The sequence below is a fragment of the Sphingomonas sp. 2R-10 genome, from assembly GCF_030062225.1.
In the GTDB taxonomy this organism is placed as follows: domain Bacteria; phylum Pseudomonadota; class Alphaproteobacteria; order Sphingomonadales; family Sphingomonadaceae; genus Sphingomonas.
This window is the reverse complement of sequence record NZ_JASCXF010000026.1, coordinates 1-17,311: the sequence shown is the minus strand read 5'-3', so window position 1 is coordinate 17,311 and position 17,311 is coordinate 1. Positions and strand designations below refer to the sequence as shown.

18 protein-coding genes and 1 pseudogene are annotated in these 17,311 nt (G+C 64.5%); 12 read left to right on the top strand and 7 right to left on the bottom strand.

What is annotated here, in order from left to right; genetic code table 11:
* Positions 1 to 40 precede the first annotated feature (40 nt).
* Together QLH51_RS12955 and QLH51_RS12950 are read right to left on the bottom strand one after the other, a co-directional pair.
* Positions 41 to 1,750 carry a D-arabinono-1,4-lactone oxidase gene (locus tag QLH51_RS12955; RefSeq protein WP_125659923.1) on the bottom strand — a complete coding sequence of 570 codons (1,710 nt, stop codon included), beginning with the start codon at positions 1,748 to 1,750 and terminating at the stop codon, positions 41 to 43.
* A 316-nt stretch (positions 1,751 to 2,066) separates the two neighbouring features.
* Positions 2,067 to 4,334, bottom strand: a complete 2,268-nt coding sequence (locus QLH51_RS12950; RefSeq protein WP_125659926.1) for a hypothetical protein — start codon at positions 4,332 to 4,334, stop codon at positions 2,067 to 2,069.
* A 343-nt stretch (positions 4,335 to 4,677) separates the two neighbouring features.
* Between QLH51_RS12950 and QLH51_RS12945 the strand changes: the two genes are divergently transcribed.
* Together QLH51_RS12945 and QLH51_RS12940 are read left to right on the top strand one after the other, a co-directional pair.
* Entirely contained in the window at positions 4,678 to 5,103 is a 426-nt protein-coding gene (locus tag QLH51_RS12945) for a hypothetical protein (protein WP_206429145.1), read from the top strand.
* 97 nt (positions 5,104 to 5,200) lie between these two features.
* Positions 5,201 to 5,833: a hypothetical protein gene (locus QLH51_RS12940; protein WP_125659929.1), complete on the top strand. Its 633-nt coding sequence runs from the start codon at positions 5,201 to 5,203 to the stop codon at positions 5,831 to 5,833.
* A gap of 98 nt (positions 5,834 to 5,931) precedes the next feature.
* Here the strand turns inward: QLH51_RS12940 and QLH51_RS12935 are convergent, their stop codons facing one another.
* Positions 5,932 to 7,278 carry a hypothetical protein gene (locus tag QLH51_RS12935; protein WP_164516186.1) on the bottom strand — a complete coding sequence of 449 codons (1,347 nt, stop codon included), beginning with the start codon at positions 7,276 to 7,278 and terminating at the stop codon, positions 5,932 to 5,934.
* A 178-nt stretch (positions 7,279 to 7,456) separates the two neighbouring features.
* Between QLH51_RS12935 and QLH51_RS12930 the strand changes: the two genes are divergently transcribed.
* A complete protein-coding gene (locus tag QLH51_RS12930; protein WP_164516187.1) occupies positions 7,457 to 8,518 on the top strand; it encodes a trypsin-like serine peptidase in 1,062 nt (353 codons plus the stop codon).
* A 110-nt stretch (positions 8,519 to 8,628) separates the two neighbouring features.
* Here the strand turns inward: QLH51_RS12930 and QLH51_RS12925 are convergent, their stop codons facing one another.
* The 4 genes and pseudogenes from QLH51_RS12925 to QLH51_RS12905 all read right to left on the bottom strand — a co-directional run bounded on the left by QLH51_RS12925 (position 8,629) and on the right by QLH51_RS12905 (position 11,668).
* The gene (locus tag QLH51_RS12925) at positions 8,629 to 8,904 is read right to left on the bottom strand and encodes an HU family DNA-binding protein (protein WP_125659939.1); all 276 of its coding nucleotides are present in this window, start codon (positions 8,902 to 8,904) and stop codon (positions 8,629 to 8,631) included.
* Positions 8,905 to 9,027: 123 nt separating this feature from the next.
* On the bottom strand, positions 9,028 to 9,576 hold the full coding sequence (locus QLH51_RS12920; RefSeq protein WP_206429146.1) for a DUF6037 family protein: 549 nt from the start codon (positions 9,574 to 9,576) through the stop codon (positions 9,028 to 9,030).
* Positions 9,577 to 9,727: 151 nt separating this feature from the next.
* Positions 9,728 to 11,170: pseudogene (locus QLH51_RS12915) on the bottom strand (DUF6880 family protein).
* Positions 11,171 to 11,185: 15 nt separating this feature from the next.
* A complete protein-coding gene (locus QLH51_RS12905) occupies positions 11,186 to 11,668 on the bottom strand; it encodes a MucR family transcriptional regulator (RefSeq protein WP_125659945.1) in 483 nt (160 codons plus the stop codon).
* Positions 11,669 to 11,826: 158 nt separating this feature from the next.
* Here QLH51_RS12905 and QLH51_RS12900 point away from each other — a divergent pair, with 158 nt between their 5' ends.
* The 9 genes from QLH51_RS12900 (at position 11,827) to QLH51_RS12860 (ending at position 17,303) form a co-directional block, all read left to right on the top strand.
* Positions 11,827 to 12,294 (top strand): hypothetical protein, encoded by a 468-nt coding sequence (locus QLH51_RS12900; RefSeq protein ID WP_125659947.1) that lies wholly within the window; start codon positions 11,827 to 11,829, stop codon positions 12,292 to 12,294.
* Positions 12,287 to 12,778, top strand: a complete 492-nt coding sequence (locus QLH51_RS12895; protein WP_125659950.1) for a hypothetical protein — start codon at positions 12,287 to 12,289, stop codon at positions 12,776 to 12,778. Before QLH51_RS12900 ends, QLH51_RS12895 begins: the two co-directional genes overlap by 8 nt.
* A gap of 82 nt (positions 12,779 to 12,860) precedes the next feature.
* Complete coding sequence (locus QLH51_RS12890; RefSeq protein WP_125659953.1) at positions 12,861 to 13,559, top strand: hypothetical protein; 699 nt, start codon at positions 12,861 to 12,863, stop codon at positions 13,557 to 13,559.
* A gap of 51 nt (positions 13,560 to 13,610) precedes the next feature.
* The gene (locus QLH51_RS12885) at positions 13,611 to 14,366 is read left to right on the top strand and encodes a hypothetical protein (protein ID WP_125659956.1); all 756 of its coding nucleotides are present in this window, start codon (positions 13,611 to 13,613) and stop codon (positions 14,364 to 14,366) included.
* Positions 14,367 to 14,419: 53 nt separating this feature from the next.
* Positions 14,420 to 14,884 carry a macro domain-containing protein gene (locus QLH51_RS12880; protein WP_125659958.1) on the top strand — a complete coding sequence of 155 codons (465 nt, stop codon included), beginning with the start codon at positions 14,420 to 14,422 and terminating at the stop codon, positions 14,882 to 14,884.
* Between the two features lie 326 nt (positions 14,885 to 15,210).
* Positions 15,211 to 15,510, top strand: a complete 300-nt coding sequence (locus QLH51_RS12875) for a hypothetical protein (RefSeq protein ID WP_125659961.1) — start codon at positions 15,211 to 15,213, stop codon at positions 15,508 to 15,510.
* A 39-nt stretch (positions 15,511 to 15,549) separates the two neighbouring features.
* On the top strand, positions 15,550 to 15,837 hold the full coding sequence (locus QLH51_RS12870) for a hypothetical protein (protein WP_125659964.1): 288 nt from the start codon (positions 15,550 to 15,552) through the stop codon (positions 15,835 to 15,837).
* Between the two features lie 3 nt (positions 15,838 to 15,840).
* Entirely contained in the window at positions 15,841 to 16,839 is a 999-nt protein-coding gene (locus QLH51_RS12865; RefSeq protein WP_125659967.1) for a deazapurine DNA modification protein DpdA family protein, read from the top strand.
* The gene (locus QLH51_RS12860) at positions 16,836 to 17,303 is read left to right on the top strand and encodes a thermonuclease family protein (RefSeq protein WP_206429151.1); all 468 of its coding nucleotides are present in this window, start codon (positions 16,836 to 16,838) and stop codon (positions 17,301 to 17,303) included. Before QLH51_RS12865 ends, QLH51_RS12860 begins: the two co-directional genes overlap by 4 nt.
* Positions 17,304 to 17,311 lie beyond the last annotated feature (8 nt).

Below are 17,311 nucleotides of genomic sequence, written 5' to 3'. Positions count from 1 at the left end.
CGACGACGGAATGTCGCACTCCGACCGCATGGACATGATTTCAGGCCCGGCCGGTCAGCCGTTCTCTCCAGTACCCGGTGAAGAAGACGCCTTGCGGATCGCGTTCGGCGCGCAACGCGAGGAAATCGTTGAGGCGGGGCAGGGTCTGCAGGTAATGCTCCGCCCAGATCGGGAAGTCGTAGGACGGCACGAACTTCCCCCAATGGAACCGGAACGGGACGCCCGCGTCGCGGAACAGATCCCAATATTGGCGGAAGAAGCCCTCCGCCGCCTGCGGTTCGCCGGCATTGCCGCGGAACCAGAACACATCGAAGCGGGCGACGCCATTCCGCCATTCGTCCCCACCGTCCGAATAGGCGGGACTGAGCCATGCCTTGCTCGGCGTGCTGCTGTATACTTCGGTCGAAAACCAGCCGATCGCCTGGGTGCCGCGCTGCCGGAACATTGCGTCCAGCAGCTTCATGCATTGTTCGGTACGGCCGATCGGCACCCAGATCTCGGTGAACTCGGTTCCCATCAATATGTCGTCGGCAGTGTTGTCCATGCACAGGCTGCGCCAGTAATGGTCCTGGAACAGCGTCGGCCGGCCGGGCTTGCTGATCGGCTGGAAGATGTTGAGCGCGGTGGGAAAGAGCCTCGCGAGCAGACCCGGGGCGAGGAGGAACACGAGCGTCGGGATCGCGAGCAGCACACCGATGAGCCCGGCGATGGCGTTGGCGAGGAAGACCGCGACCGGCCGACCGAGCCGCCCCGCCCACATCCGGGCGACGCAATGCGCGAATCGGGCATAGCCCCGGCGCAGCTTGGGCACCGTCGCCGCGAAGCCGTGATTGCCGAGCAGCGTATAGAAGACGTAGCCGAGCAGTTGCTCGACCCAGCCGCCGAGGTCCGGCGTGAATTCCTGATAGGGCACCGGGATGATCGTCGACGGCTTGCCGGAATCCTGGCGGATCGCCTGCCAGATGACGAGACGTTCGGCCCCTCGCTGCGGCCACCACAGCACCCGGCTGTACGGCGTCTCCGTCAGGAAGTGCGCCATCGACGGCCGCGTCGCATCGCCCGGCCCGGTCAGGTCGATCGGGCAGGCGGGGTCGTCGATCTGCACCGTCAGTTCCTGGCCATAGATATCGAACATCGGCACGAGCTGGAGCCGCACCCGGACCACGATGCCGAGCAGGCCGACCGACACCCGCATCGCATCGAAGATCGGATCACCCTGCTCGATCCACGCGGCATCGCCGCGACCATCGACGACCCGAAAGGCGACGATATTGTCGAAATCGTATATCAGCGAGCCGCCGGCCGATCCCGTCGCGGAGAAGCCGCTGACCGTCTGATGGGTGATGCCGCCCAGATCGTTGACGGCCCAGCCCTTCTCATAGATCTGGTAGAGCAGGCTGTTCTCCGGCGTCGAGGGGCCGATCGGATTATAGGGGTCCGGGCCGAGATGGATGCCCGCGCCGACTTCGACGATGCCCTTCACCTCGTCGATCCAGACGAGATCGATCATCCGGTCCATGACGAGGTCGAGATTGGGTCCGGGTGGCGGGTCGCACGCCAGGGTATGGTTGGCCGGGAAACCGTCGACAGGATCGGTGAAGATGCTCCACGCCGTCGAATGGCTGGCGCCGCGCACGCGGATCTGGAGCCGGTGCGCGACCGCATGGCGGACGAGCGCGATCACATCGTCTTCGCTGGCCGGATGATGATAGCCGTCGGTCGCCCGCGGCACGATGGATTGGTCGTACATGCCCGATCTCCCCCAACGGACGACACTGACTGTCGCCGGGAAAGAGAATTGTCGATCCCGCGCCTGACGTCTATCTGAATATTCACGGCCATCAGGTGAAACATAGAATCTCTACCGATGTGAACCCCGCCTCGCACCGGAATGATGGAGGCCAGCGATTACCGCCAAAATGGAGGTAAAATACGTTGGGTCATGAATCTGTCGCGTGTCCATCGAGATTATTTAGTACTGCGTACGCCCGTTCATGCCAGTCGACACGAGGAAGATGCCCCTTGGATCAGTCGTAGATGGCAGCCATAAACAGAACTAACTGGGATCAAAATGGCGTGCTCAGCCGAACGGATACGATGCGACCGATGGGATCGAGAAACACCGGTCGAAATGCCGGTGGCGTGGTGCCTTGCAGATCGACCACCGACAATCGTCTGTTGAAGACGTTCTCCACCGACAACCAAAGCCGCGTCGAACCCTTTACAGAATCGGCGCTCTGGTCTTGGTCCAGCGTGATGGTGACTTCGGCATCGGTCGTCCAGAAGGCAGCGTAAATGATGCCGGAACGCTCCGTCGCGGTCAGATTGTCGACGCGGGCACCGGACCGCCATCGACTGCTAAGCTGCATAGTGATGTTCTTACGTGCGGCGCTGGCTTCCATATTCAGCTTGTGGCGCGGTGTTCCCTGAATCCCGTCGAGCGGGGTTCTGAGCAGATCGATGCTGCCGACACCGCCGAATGGACGCAGAACATCCTTCATGGTCCATTCGTATCCAAGGCTGAAGTCCCATTCGACAGCGTTGCGTCGTTCTTCTGACCCGGCAGTCGACGCGTGACCGCGGCCGGTGCTCGAAATATGAAGATTGGCTCGCAAGACGTCGCGACGTTCGTCCGCAGCGTTGAACGGCCGCGTGTCGATCACCGTCAGCGCCCCTCGATCGTCTCTTGAGAAGCGGTCGGGAAAGACTTGCTGGAAGAATGCGCTTGGATAGGCGACAGGAACGATCGGGTTGATGATGCGCGCACTCGCGTATTCGGCTGTCGCCGAAAGGTTCAGGGTGTCTCTCGATGTGTTGGCACCGATCCTGGCGACGGTGTCGATCTGCGACGTGCGTTGGAGATCGGGCGTGCCCCCGGCGATGCGGGTTACGATGGCATAACCGCCGGTTCTGGCATCAATGACTAGCGTACCGTCGCTATAGACGACCGGATCGCGGCGTCTCGACAAGTCGGGGATGATACCGGTTCGGTTTCTGCTGAGACTGATCGACAGGGCATCGACAGGTTGCCATGTCACGGCGGTATCGTAGCCGGGATTGGCACTGCTGCCGCCAACCCTTTCGACATCACCGTTGATCGAGAGTGATACGGTTCCCAGTTTACCCCACCCAGGCATCGCCGGTCCAATCAAAGGAACGTCTACGCCGCCGTGCCACCGCGTTCGCCCCTGCGCGAAGCGCTGTCGACGCTCTGCTCGATCGGCTGTGTTGGAAGCGGCTACCGTTTGCCGACCCCCACCGATCCGCATGTTCGCGTTAATCTCGCCGGCGGGAAGCGAAACGAGACTTCGGGTTGCCATGACAGAAAAGTCGAGATTCGTGCTATCGCTGCTGCTGGCTAGAGGCGAGTATGTCCCGGGTAGGACGGATGCCCGAACGTCTCGCTGAGCAAGTGAAATGGCCCGATCGGACGCCCGACTGCGAACGCGGTTGGAAATCACCGAGCCGGTGATTTCGGCGGTCCAGTTGGTGCGGCCGAAGACCCCGGAGGCACTGACGCCGGTGACGATCGAGCGGCTTCGCGAAATATCGATCGCGCCGCTAACGACCTCGCCGCTATCGCGTGGCACCGACGGAACGCGATAGAAGCGCGATTGCTGAAGGCTGAGCGTGTCGCTGACCGATCCCGAGACGTTCAGGCTGACGGCGCCGAGCGGCAGGGCTAATCCGGATGTGACGGACAGGCTTCTGTTGGAAGGGACGAGTGTCCGATAGCGAGCCAGCGCGCCATCCTGCTCGTCCTCAAGAAGGTGCCGTCGTTCGCTGCCTTTCAATGCGGCGGAACCCTGAAGTGATGCGACGATATTGAAGCGTCGCTCGTGGTGGATGTTGGCACTTCGTATCGCCGAGGTACCACCGTAGCCACCGCCCTCGGTCGGCACGCGGACTGCCGCATCTCCTGTGATCGATGCGAACCGTTCCTTTAGAACGAGATTGAGAACCTGCCTGTCGGCCGGGAAGCCGAACGTGCCGGCGCGATCATTCGCAAGCACTTCGATTTCTGCCAGGGCTTCAGGCGGAATCTCGCGCAGGTCGGAGATGTCGGCGATCCGACGCCCGTTCACGATGATGGAGAATGGACGACCGCCATTACGCCGTTCGAGACGTGCGATCACTTCTCCGATCGTCATCGCGCCAAGCGTTCGGATGGATGCTTCCGAATATCGATCGGTCACGCCGGTCCTACGCCGCCGACCGGTGACTATGATGTCCGTTGTATCCGCCTCAGCAGTGGATGATCGGTCGGGTGGGCGCTGCGCGCTGTGCGCGCTGGCCAAAGCGACAATCAGCACGGACAGGCTCGCTTCAAACATGCTCCGCGCCTCGCGATCGTCTTGGGGCGCCAGACCAAAGTCCTGGCCAGTTCGCAATTCGGTGCTTCGACCACGCCGCTTGCGATCACGTTACGGGCTCAACCAAAGCTGCCGTCTCTAAAGACGTGTCGCAGATAATATCGGTTTGTTGCAACTCAAAGTCAGCATCTGAAAAATAGACTGGACTTTCATCTATCAAGTGACGTGGATAGATCGAAATTTATTACCTTCATATTGGAGGATTTATTCGGCTATGGACGTCTTTACGCATAAAAAGAGTCATAATGCGTCAATATAATCACTCGAGGCGATCAATATTGTTCGTCGATGGAGGAGTGAGCCGATGAAGAAGGTTGTGCTTGGTGCTTTTGCAACTGTGGCTCTTGTAGCCGCCAGCTCTGCCAGCGCGTCTTCCGTGGGAATTCGCGTCCAGAACAGTACGACGGCCGTCGCTTCGCCGACCTATCTCAACACCTGTGCGGCTCCCTCGCCGGCGCTCACGCCGGTGTCCCCGAGTGCGACGAGCGGTACCTCCACGGTCAGCTGCGGCCAGAACTCCGCCGTCGCCTTCGACTACACCAGTGGTGCGAAGGTTTGCCGCTTCAACCTCTCGAGTCTTTACACGCCAGGAAACCCTATCCTCGGCACGCAGGGATACTGGACACCCCGCGGCACCGGCACGTCGCGAGCAGGATCTGCGCGGTGTACGGTGACACTGACCAACCTCGACAACTTCGGCAATTACGCCTGGACTGTCAGAATTCAATGATCGATGAAGGCCCGGAGCAGGAATGTTCCGGGCCTTTAACCAAGCGTCAACCGGTTCCCGTAAAGATACGGTGAAATCTAGACCATGGTGCCCAGGCATGCAGATCACAAGCGCAACGTTTCCAAAAAGCTACGGATCTGTCGGAATCGGCACAGGCAGCAACATCGGTGCGACCAGGGTCGCAAGCGATACGCCTGCTGCAAGCTCGACTCCGAGTTCGGTGCCTGTTTCGAAAGCAGCCGGGCAGGCGGCACGTGAGAAGCTCGATGCGGATTATGCCAAGGCCGCTTCGCAAGGCACCAGGATCGTCGCCGATACCGCAAATGGGGGGCGGCACCTCGACGTATCATCCTTGACGGATGAGGAACTGGCGGCCGCTGCGAAAGGCGACGGCTTCTCCTCGGATGAAAGCCTGACCGCTAAAGCTGCCCTCGCTGGACGGATGTGGGCTACGCTCGCTCCGTTCGAAGGCAATCCTCGCGGATCGGCCGCGGCGGTCAAGTCCCTGTTTCCCGCGCTCAGTCCAGCCGTCCGGTCAGCATTGGGGTGGACTGAGGCGACACTGACCGGCAGCGACGCCGTCATTCGCAATTTCGGTGGAGCACCGAAGGAGTCCGAACAGGACACGATCCTGGAGAAACTGCGCAAGTCCCTGCAATCGCCGGGCGCGCTTAAATTCGATGCATCGCTCTTGGCCGTGCGAGGCGGCACAGTCGACCTGACGGCATGACTGTCAGGGCGAGCCGCGATGGCGCTCAGGTTTCAGGGTCATGATCGCATCAATCGATCCGGCTGAGGAACCGGCGACGCTGTTGCCGCATCGAACCATCATTGCGTCGGAGCAGCCGATTGCGCGACCTCGCGCATCGTCTTGAAACCGCCGCTCACGCGTACCGATCCGGTATCTACCACCGCGGCGGTCTTGCCGTCCAGCACGGTATAGGACGCGACGATGGCGCCGGACACCCGGAAGGGCATCTTGCCGAGAAAGGTCCAGAGGTTCTTGTAGGTATAATAACTGCCGCCGGCGAAATGGACGTGAACGAAGAGGATCTTCCGGCCCGCTGCAAGCGCATCGACGATGACCTTCTGCTCGGCGATCGCGGTCACCGGCAACCGGCCCTTCTCGTCGGCCTGCAACATGCGCGAAGTGAACGCCTCGAAAGCGGTCACCGCCGCCTTGGCCGCGCCGGCTGCCGCCTCGTACCGCGCGGCCGCTGCCAGCTTCCCCGCCTTTACGGCTGCATCGGCGGCCTTCTGGGCTTCATCCTTGAGCGCCGCGGCACTGCGATCCGCCGCCGTCGCGTTCTCGACTGCCGTCTGCACCGTCGCCGCCGTCGCCTGCAACGTCGGCAATATGGTCGTACCCGGCCGGGCGGCCAGATACATGTCGGGAAGCAGCAATCCCTTCGACTTGAGCGCGTTGCCGACATCGGCGACGAGGAGGCTGTCATCCGGCGTCAGGTCGATGCTGCCGGCCGTATATTCGGTCTGGAAGAACTTGCCGAACTTGGCCAGCGCTTGGATGCCGACACCGGCAGCGGCAAGAAAAGGCGTTTCACGAACACTGGCCGTGCCGAGTGCGGCCGGCGTCGGCTTGCTCTGCTCGGCGGTATCGAACAATGACTGCGCCCGAACCAATTGCGCATCGATGAGCTTGATGCCGACGTCGAACTGATCCCATTGATCGAGCGACAGACGGGCGGTCCCGGCCCGCACGATGAACGGACCGCCGACATTCTCGAGCTTCCGGGCGATCTGCCGCGCCGCATCCGCGGAAGCGGCGGCAGACAGCAAGGCCGCTTCCGTCTTGCCCGCACCCGTCTGCGGGGTGACACCGCCGGTGATTGCGGGCGCGTCGGGAACGCTTCCGACCTTTTGCTCGAGACGCGCCGCCGCCGCCTTGTCGTTGGCGACCTGCAGATCGACGTTGGCTTTCTCGGCGTCGAGCACCGCCTTGGTGGCCTCGGCAGCCTGTTTGCGCTGGGCGAGATCGTCGGCCGCGGCCGCCTCCGCGGCTTTGAGCGCCGCGGCGGCGTCTACCGCCTGCCTGGCTGCCTCGTCACGCTCCTTTTGCGCAATGAGCCTCGCTTTGTCCGCGTTGAGCTCGTCCACCGACTGCGCCACTGCTGCTTTTCCTGTCAGAAGGAGTGCCAGGGCCAATCCCGTCGCCATTGCCCGCATGTTTCGTGCCCCCGCACGCGACCTTGCCGAGTCGCCGCCCCAGTATAGTCTATAGCGGTATGATGGCGAGTCGGAGGACGTAATGCCTGGTGCGAACACAAAGGGGGCCGTTCGAAAGATACTGATGTCCGGAAACGTGGATGCCGGGCCGGGTTCCATTTCGGACGCGATGCCAGGACGAGGCGACATCGAGCAGCATATCGATACGTTGCTGCCAAGAGATTGGCAGGAAACGCCATTTTCGCGTCCGACGATCGATCTCTTTCGCTCCACCGTCGATCAGATCTACGATCCGAGCGTGCCCGACGATCATGTCCTCGACGATTTCGCCGTCGAGGCGATCGTCATCGCGGACGGTTCGCGTCCTGTATCCTTCATCGAGGACGGGAAGATGCTTCCGCCGATGGGCAACGGTCCCTTCATCGACCTGATGAACCGGCAGGCGGCGACGATCGAGACGATCGGGCGATCGGTCGGCCGGGTGGAATCGGATGTCCGCATCGCCGAGCCGTGGATGGACGGCGTGTTCTATGCCGGCTCGGCCTTCGTCGTCGGCCCCGATCTCGCGATGACCAACCGACATGTCGCCGAGATCATGATCCGGGGCGGCAAAGCGGGGTCCGGGCCGTTTCCGCTCAACGGCCTGTGGTGGCTGAACTTCGCAGGTGAGCACGGATCATCTGTTCGTCGCCGGTTCGCTGTACTGGAGGTGCTATGGGCAGGGTCAGACGTGGTCGGTACGGGATCCGGCCTCGACGTACTGGACATGGCGCTGCTCCGCCTGGGGCCGGCGGAAGCGGGCGACGTCCTGCCGGGTGCACTCGCCCTGACGCTCGACGAACCGGGTGAGGGCCAGACGGTCGGCATCGTCGGCTACCCCGGTCGACCGAGGATCGTCGTAGAGAAGCCCGACGACCAACTCGCCTGCGCCGAAGAAGCCGAACGCGCGCTGCTCAAGGTCTTCGACAACCGCTTCGGCTTCAAGCGCGCAGCCTCGGGCGAGGTGGATGCGCAGCCGGGTTTCGATGGCGATGTGCGTGGCTGGACGATCCGCCACGATGTCTCGACGCTGGGCGGCAATTCGGGGTCGCCGATCTTCGATCTGGGACCCGGTCGGCCGCCACGCGTCCTTGCCCTGCACTTCGGGGGATGTACGCGCAGGACGAATTACGGAACGGTGTTCGACAAGCTGGCGGATGACCTCCGTCGGTACGGCGCGCTGCCGGGTTGATCCGGGCGGGCGGCGATCCGACAAGCTTGATCCTCGCGTCCGATGTCTCATCGGTCGGGTGGCAAGACGTAGGATTAGCCGGGTCGAAGCGCGGCGAACATGAGCAGGGGTCAGCCGGCAAGCTTGTCTTTCACGGCCTTGGCCGGCTGGAAAGTCAGCTTGCGTGAAGCCTTGATCGTCATCTTCTCGCCCGTGCGCGGGTTGCGGCCATCGCGCGCGGGGCTGTCCTTCACCTTGAACTTCCCGAAGGCGTTGATCGAAACCTCCTCGCCGCGAGCGGCCGCTTCACCGATCGCGGCGAACAGGCCATCGACGATCTTCTTCGCATCGGCCTTGCCGATCCCGTGATCGGCGGCGAGCGTTTCGGCGAGTTCGGCATTGTTCATGGAGCCGCGGTCCTTTGCGAATTCGATAGTCCGATTAACGCCGACGGTCCTGTTCATGCAACATCGATCAACGGCGGTACCGAAAGACCTTTCAGGATCAAGGAGTGATCTGACGCCGGGAGATCATTGCCAGAGTCCCCGGGTCGGTACCGCGCTCCATATGCTCGACTTGTTCGCTTCGACGCTGAAGTCGCGGGCCTCCTGACCGAGCAGCGCGAGCGTCTTGGCGAGGTTGCGCCGACTCGGACCGCTGCCCCGCTGTTCCCATCGATCGAACCAGGGACGGTCGCGCTCCTCGATGTCATGGCGCAACTGCGCGATTGCAGCGGCCGTCGGCACCGCCGCGGTACGTGCCGTTCGCGGAATTGCGCGATCGAGCTCGGCGAAGAATGTCGTGGGTTCGAACGCCTTGCCACTTCGTCCGTCGACGAAGAGCAGGTCACGCAGATCGCGGTATCGTTCGCCGAGATAGACATCGATCCTGTAGCCGCGTTGGACGTCGAACCGGAAGAAGACCGGGGTTCGGGTGCGCGAGGTAAGCGTCAGTACGAACGGAGCTTCGCGAACCGAGAAGAGGCAGGCGAATTCGACCGCGCCGGCCTCGAAGCGGAACTGCTGGATATCGACGGGCAGGCCACGCATGCTGGCGTGAAGTGCGCGCAGTCCGGCCATTTCCATTATGCGATCGCTCCATTCCACATCCGCCTGAGGAGCGATATGTATTGATGCCAGTCATTGGGAATAGCCCATGCCGGAGAAACGTGTCGATGGAGGCGTCGCATTCGGGACGCGGCGCTGGGCCTGCCCTGTCATGAAACAGGCATCATTGCCCATCCACTTCGCGCCAGAAGCCAGGCTTGCGACCATGATCGGCGCGCAGCCGCGCGAGGTAGCGGTCATGGTCGGGCAGGGCGCCGTGATCGATGATCCGTCGTGCGAGACCAGCACATTCGGCAAGGTGACGTGCGGCGTGGCGATAGCGCGAGGATCGCGCATTCGTCAGCGTGAAGTCGATCATCGCACGGCGCAGCACGGTGGCCGCGAGTGGATATTTCGGTTCCAGCGCCTCGGCGGCGGGCGTCAGCAGCTCATAGAGGTTGCTGTCGATCGCGTCCGGCCGCTCGAGCACCAGCGACGCGGCACGATCGAGCGCCGGCCAGGCGGTCAGGAACGCCAGCGCGCGGTGCACATCGGGGAAGGCGCGGGAATGGGCGAGGGCACGCTGTTCGGCATCGAAATCTTCGAAATCAGGAAGACGCTGTAGGTAGGCGCGCAGGTGACCTGTATCGAGCGCGGTCGTGAACCGTTCCCATCGGAACGCATGAGCATCCTCGTGCCGCCCGAGCGCGTCCAGCACCGCGAGGCGTGACTTCTCCCATTCCGGCGGCACCCAGCCGCCGCGTCCCGCTTCGCTGGCCTCAATGGCGGTCCATGCCTCGTCGGCGCGACCGGCGGCGAGCAGGCGCTCGGCGATCCCCGCGGCGATCGCGGGAACACGTCGTCCCTTGGCGTCATATTGCGCGATCCAGGCATCGACATCGCCGCAGGCATCGGCGACCTCCTTCAGCAATCGTGCCGAGGCATGCTTGCGGTGGCTGGTGTCGATCTGATCGGCGAACAACGCACCGCCGCTACCCCAGCCGATGGCCTTCCGATCCTTCTGCGGAGGGGTGACGACCGGTTCGGCCTGCCACGCGGTCGCGAGATCGCGGATGCGCGCGAGACCGTTCGCACCGAGTGCGGGGGCGAGTGCGGGGATCAGCCGGTCGTACACGCCGTACTCGTCATACCGCACCGCTTCGAACGCCTGCTCGGCGATCGTGAGCGGGTCAGCCCGCGCGGCGACCGCAACCGGTCCGATATCCTCGGCCACGCTACAGAAAATCTCTCCCAACCGCCCGCTGCCGTCGTCGCTGCGCTCTAACACCGATTGTCCGCAGGCAGCGAAGCGCCACAGCAGGTCGAGTGCGGCCTTTGGATCGCGCGGTGCGACCAGGTCCATGATCGCGCGGTGCTATGCTTCGAGATCGGCGGCGAGGGTCTTCACCTTGTCCCAGCCGATGAAACTGCGCGACCGCGTAATGGTCGTCAGCCGCTTCGCCACCTCGTGCGCGGCATCGGCCGGACTCGCCTCGCCGGCGAGCGCCAGACGCAGCCGCCGCTTGATCGCGGCGTCACCGGCCGCAATATCCATGAGCAGAGCCGCCAGCCGCTCGGCCCCGAGCATTTCGAGGTTCTTCGCGTTGAGTGTCTTCGCGGATGCCATCCCTCCCGCCTTATGTCAGCTGGCCTCCGGCACGTTGCCGGCCGGCCGGCGACCGCGTCGTGGCTTCTCGGGCGCATCGCTTGGGGATATCGCGGGCTTGCGACCGAGGCCAAGGCGCTTTGCCGTCTCGCGACGCGCTTCCGAATAGGCCGGTGCTACCATCGGATAAGTGTCGGGCAGTTTGTACCGCGCGCGGTAGTCGGCGGGCGTCAGGCCGTGCGTCGACAGATGCCGCTTGAGCGTCCTGTACGGCTTGCCGTCGATCATACTGACGATGTGCTCGCGCGAGGCGAGGCTCTTGCGAGCCGAGACGGCCGGCGTGAAGTCCTGTTCTTCGGCCTCCGGCGCCGACGGCACCTCGTCCCGCTTCGCCAGTGTCGCCCGCGTCTGTTCGATCAGACCGGATAGTTGATCGATCGGTACCGTGTTGTTGGAGACATAGGCGGTGAGAAGCTGGACGGTCAGGGTCGTATAGTCGGGCTGTTCGGCATCGGCCATCGCGTACATCTTTCGCTGGACTGTCGGTCGCCCGGTTCTGGGCGACGATCCGCTGTCGTGTCCAGTGCCAATCCAGCACGCGCCGTCCCGCCATGATGCGAGGAGGAAGGGGGCAGGGAAGGGGGAGCACGATCATGTGTTCGACCCGGAGTTTCACCATGGCGGACCGTGTATCGGCCCGGATCGCGATCGGTGGCACCTTGCCCCGATCGCTTCTGGACGACCTGAAACAGCATATCGACGACGAGGATCTCCGCGTCGATTGGGAGGGAGAACCCTTCGACCCCGAGAATCTGCCTGTCGATACTCCCCTCGACCTGAAGGCCCATGAGGTCGCTTGGGGCTATTTCGAGCAGCTCGAGCAATTCTGCCGCGATCATGGGCTGGCCTATGTCCGCTGTTCGGGCAGCTTCGGACCGGACCGGGAAGTCTTCACCGGATCGGGTGAACCGCGGAGCCACGCGGTCACCGAGGACGATGAGTTCGTCTTCAGCCTCGAGACGATCCGCGAACTGGGCAGCATCGCCGCGATCGAGGCGCGGGCAGTCGAGGCCAACTTCACGCCGGGCCCGCTCGTGATCGTCGACGACCTGCCTTCCGAATGCGCGGAGGCGACCCATGGCTGAGACTTGGATCCAGGCGAGCTTCGCCTTCACCTGTTCGAACGCGGAGATGGCACTGCTCGAAGAGGCGTTCCTCGCCGCTGCCAACCTCGCCGACGATTTCGAGCCCGATCCACCGAGCCCGGAGTTCTTCGTCATCTTCCCGCCCGACGGCGACGATGCGTGGAGCGGCCTGCGCCGAATTTTCACCGATCCCGACTTCCCGTCGCTCGGTGCCGGGATCGAAGGCGGCAATTCGATCGAGCATCCCGATCGCAGCGTCGTCCACGTGTTCGGGACCACGGACTTTCAGCCGAATGCCATCGCGTCGCTGACCCAGCGATGCTGCCGCGCCAGCCTCGAACAGGCACCGATCGGCTTCGAATATAGCTGGAGCTGCTCGAAGCCCCGGGTCGGCGAGTTCGGCGGCGGCTGGTGCGTCGTCCATCCCGACCACCTCGACAGCGGTACCACCGGCGAGGCGCTCGCCGCCGCCCTGCGCATCTGATTCCACATCCAAAGCCCGCCACGCCCCACCGCGCGTGGGGGAGCGACGGGGCGCGTCATTCTCTCATCGAAGGATACACAGCATGCCCGACACGAATGTGGCGATCCAGCCGCTCGCCCTCTATAGCCAGACTCCGACCGACGAGCGCGGCAACTTCCACTATCAGGGCGACCTGCACCGCCCGGGCGAGCCGCTCTCCGACCTGAGCCGGCGAATCGAGCATCACCTCACCGCGACGTTCGGCAGCAGCCACTTCGGCTTGCGCAGCGAGACGTTCGCGGGCGGGCGCAAGATCACGGTCGAACTGCTCGATCATCCCGACGATCTGACGGCAGAGGACGATCGTCGCGCGTTCGAGACCGCAGTGCGCGACCAGATCGAACGGTTCGGTTTCACCCGCTCCAACTTCTACCAGGATCATATGTCCTGCGCGTTATATAGCGAGGTGCGGATCGGCGCGGCCTATTGGGCGGCGCTGGCGGCGCGGCGCGGTACCGCGCATCCGGTCGAGCAGAAGCTGTCGCTTGCCGCCTTCCGGAAGACGATCAAACTCGGCGATACGCTCAAACTGATCCACTCCCCCTGGCCGAACCGCAACCTCGGCGTCGTACGCACGGTCGAGAAGGTCCGCTCGGTCGATGTCGTGATCGGCGGCAGCCATCTCAGCTATCCTCGGGCAACCGGCTTCGCCTGCGACGGTCGGCTGGTACGGATCGCGATGGGCAGCGAGCGCGAACCCGATGCACATCTACTGTACGAATGGGAGCGCAAAGCCGCCTGACCGGAGAAGAGGGGTGTGTGGGCGGGCGTCGAGCAAGGAGGACGCCCGCCCATGACCCGAGAAACGCTGAACATCGGTCCCGCACCAGCCGAGGAGCCTTGCGCCCAGCTTGGCATCACCGACCTGTTCGAACAGGCCAATTTGCTCGAAATCCTGTGTTACCGCGCCGCGCTGACCGCCTGCCACGGCAAGCCGCCCGAGGGCGCCGCCTTCCACATCGAGCGCAACGTCCACGACTTCGGTACGTACCGCGAGCTGGCGGTGGGTTACGATGCCGACTACGAGGCGGCAGCTGCCTGGGCGTACCGGCTCGAAGACGGCCTGGCTCGCTGGCTCGATGCGGACTTCCTCGCGCCCGTCATCTACGATCGCCGCTCGCAGGTCGAGGAGTTCGCCTGCACCGACCATTTCGACGCCGCGCGGCGGGCGATGCTGCTGATGGAGCGACTGCGGATCGACGGCTACGGCACGGTCGGGCAGGCCATCCGCATCGCGCATCTGCGTGCTGCGTACCCGACGCAAGCCGAGGAGGTCGATCAGCTGCTCCGCCAGCTCGCGGACGAGGCGAGGGTCCGAAGCCCGGCCGATCGCCACGTCGGACTCTACGCGCCCTATCGCCTGACCTTCATACCGGCGATGTTCAACGATCGCCGCGGTATCCATTATCCCAAGGGTGACGTGATCGACGTCCACGCGCACGAGGTGCGGGCGGGGCATTGCCGCTACGTCGGTCTCGGCAGCGTCGGGACGCCCGACGATGCGCTCGCACTCTGCTGGGAGCACCTGGCGCGCTACGTCATCACCTGATCCGGGGCGGCGGAAATGTCCGTCGCCGACTTCCCCGACATCCGGAGACACCCATGATCGCGTTCGTCGATGGCGACCTCCTGGCCTCCCGCGCCGACATGCTGGTGAATGCCGTCAACTGTGCCGGCGTCATGGGCGCGGGGATCGCGCTCGCGTTCCGGCGGCGCCATCCCGACATGTTCGACGACTATCGGCGTGTCTGCCTCGCCGGTCGCCTGCGTCCCGGCCGGCTGCATGTGTGGCGGCTTCCCGATGGCCGGCGCATCGTCAACCTGCCGACCAAGCGGCATTGGCGCGATGGATCGCGCTACGGCGATATCGACGCCGGGCTGGCGGCGCTGCGGACGTGCATCGAACGGTTCGAGCCGGCGAGCGTCGCCGTGCCGGCGCTCGGTTGCGGTTGCGGCGGCCTCGACTGGCAGCGAATCGCGGCGATGATCCGGGCGACGCTCGTCGACCTCGATGCGCGTATCCTCTTTTACCAGCCACGCGCGTCTCGTAGTTTCCTGAGTTCCTGAGCCATGGCTGGCGTCTCGTGCCGACCCGTCCGATGTAACCGGGCGGGTTGCGATCGCACTTGGTCGTGTGATCCTGCCATCACCGTCGTCTGTCCGACCTGCGGCGCCCGGGAAGGCACTCGCTGTCGCCGGCCCAGTGGTCACTACGGACCGTTCGTCACGCTGCATGCCGCCCGCGACCTGCTCGCCGACCGTGAGGGCCGCTACGGCATGTGCCCGCTCGGCATCTGCGGCGCGGTGAACCGGCCTTTTCAGCCAGGCCTTCCATTCGACTGAGGCACGCGATGGTAGCGTCCCGACCCGCATCCCCCCGGAGGAGCTTTCCGATGATCGATACCCTGTTCCGGCGGGTGGCCGCCGACCACGGCTGGACCGACGCCGCCCAGGTCGCCGTGCTCCTGCGCTATGCCGCCCACACTGGATCGGCGGCGATGCTGCAGGCCTTTCTCGATCGCGAGCGCGGTGCCGCCAACGACGACGATCCGTTCCAGGACGCCGTGATCGCGATCCTGCGCGATCCGGGCCTCGTGCTTGACGCATCGTTCCGCCGCTACTGCGCGGGCTGCCGTGATCTCCTCACGCCCCGGCAGGCCGCCGAGCGCTGGTGCTGCTGGCGCGCCGCCTGACCTCACCCTCCAACGCCGTTTCGTACAGGAGCCATCACCATGATCGAGCCGACCGAGGTCGACCGCAATCACGAACAAATCCTCGCCGCACTGCCCGAGATGTGCGCGACGGTGCTGCCGAGCACGCACGAGCCGATCATCATAAAGCGCGGGCAGGCCGGGCACTGGCCGCTTCCCGACGGCATGACGATCGAGCGCATCAACGCCGTGTTCAAGGCAAGTCCCGCGCAGATCGAGGCGATGCTGGTCGGCTCGATGTTCGGCTGGGACGTGGCGGGTGCGGACCCCGCGCGCTACGACTCCGACGGACGACCCCGGCGGACCTGAGCCGTGGCGATCGAGATCGTCGTCGGCTTGCCCAGCCTGTCCAGGGGGCCATTGCTCGATCGCGCCCGTGCCATGCAGGTGCCGGTCCTCGTCTCCGCGAACGCCTTCTCGCGCTGGCAGTGCCGCCAGGGCTGGCGCGAGTGGTGCGGCTGGCGCACCGGCACGCTCGCCAACGCGCATGGCCTCCTATCCGTCGATCTCGACAGCGCGGGCTTCGTCCTGGCGGTGAAGGAACGCGGCATCCCCTGGACCATCGACGATTATATCACGCTCGCCGGATCCTTCCCGTTCCGGCGCTTCGCCAGCCTCGACCTGTGCTGCGAGGCCGAGATCGCGCAGGACCGCGACGAGGTGCTCGACCGGATCGCGCGGACCATCCAGCTCAATCGCGCCTGCCATGCGCGCGCCATCGACGCTGGCATCGCGCACGCCTTCATGCCCGTGCTGCAGGGGCGGCGGCCCGAGGATTATCTGCGATCGTGGGACGGTATCGCGCATCTCGTGCGGCCGGGACAGGTGGTCGGCGTCGGCAGCCTCTGCCGGAGGCATGTCGGCGGCCCCGACGGCCTGGTGGCCGTGATCGACCGGCTCGACCGGACCCTGCCTCCCGAGGTCCGGCTGCACGGCTTCGGGGTCAAGGGCACGGCACTGTCGCTGCCCGCCGGCTTCGGCGACCGGATCGCCAGCATCGACAGCCAGGCCTATGGCATCGCTGCGCGCCGGGAAGCCCATGCCGCCGGCCGATCGAAGACCGGGCAGATGGTCGCTGCTCATATGGCGCGCTGGACGGCGCGTCAGTACGAGCGGGCCGATCGTGCCGTTCCTGCGCAGGGCATCCTCGAACTGGACGTTCCCGATCCTTCTCCATCCGACCGGTGGGAACGGGCATTGGCCGACGCTCGCCGGGAAATCCGCGACCTGATCGCCGATGGCGAGATCGGTCACGATCAGATCACCGCCGGGTGGATCGCCGAGTGGGCGGCCGACATGCTCGATCCTTGATCGCCGACCCGAACATACCGATGATCCGGGACATGTCGTTCACCGCTTCGAGCATGCTGCGCGCCGTCGCATTGTTTGCCGGCATATCCTGCTGCCTGACGGCCACGGTTGTGCATGCCGACCCCTGTACCGCGGCGCTCCCTGCCCCTGGTACGCGGTTCACAGGCACCGTCCGCCATGTCATCGATGGCGACGGGCTGTGTGTCGGACCTGCCGGTCGACCCGATCGCTGGATCGAGATACGGCTCGCGGACTTCTATGCGCCCGAATCGAGAGAGGCCGGGGGGCGACGCGCCAAGGCAAGGCTGGCCGCGCTGACGATGGGCCGAACGCTCACCTGCGTGGCCGGGCACCGCAGCTATGACCGCATCGTTGCGCGCTGCATGATGGATGGACGGCCGATCGGCTCCTGGCTGCGTGCCGAGGGCGGGCGGGAAGGCGGGCGGGGTTTTCGGCACCGCTAGACCCGAAC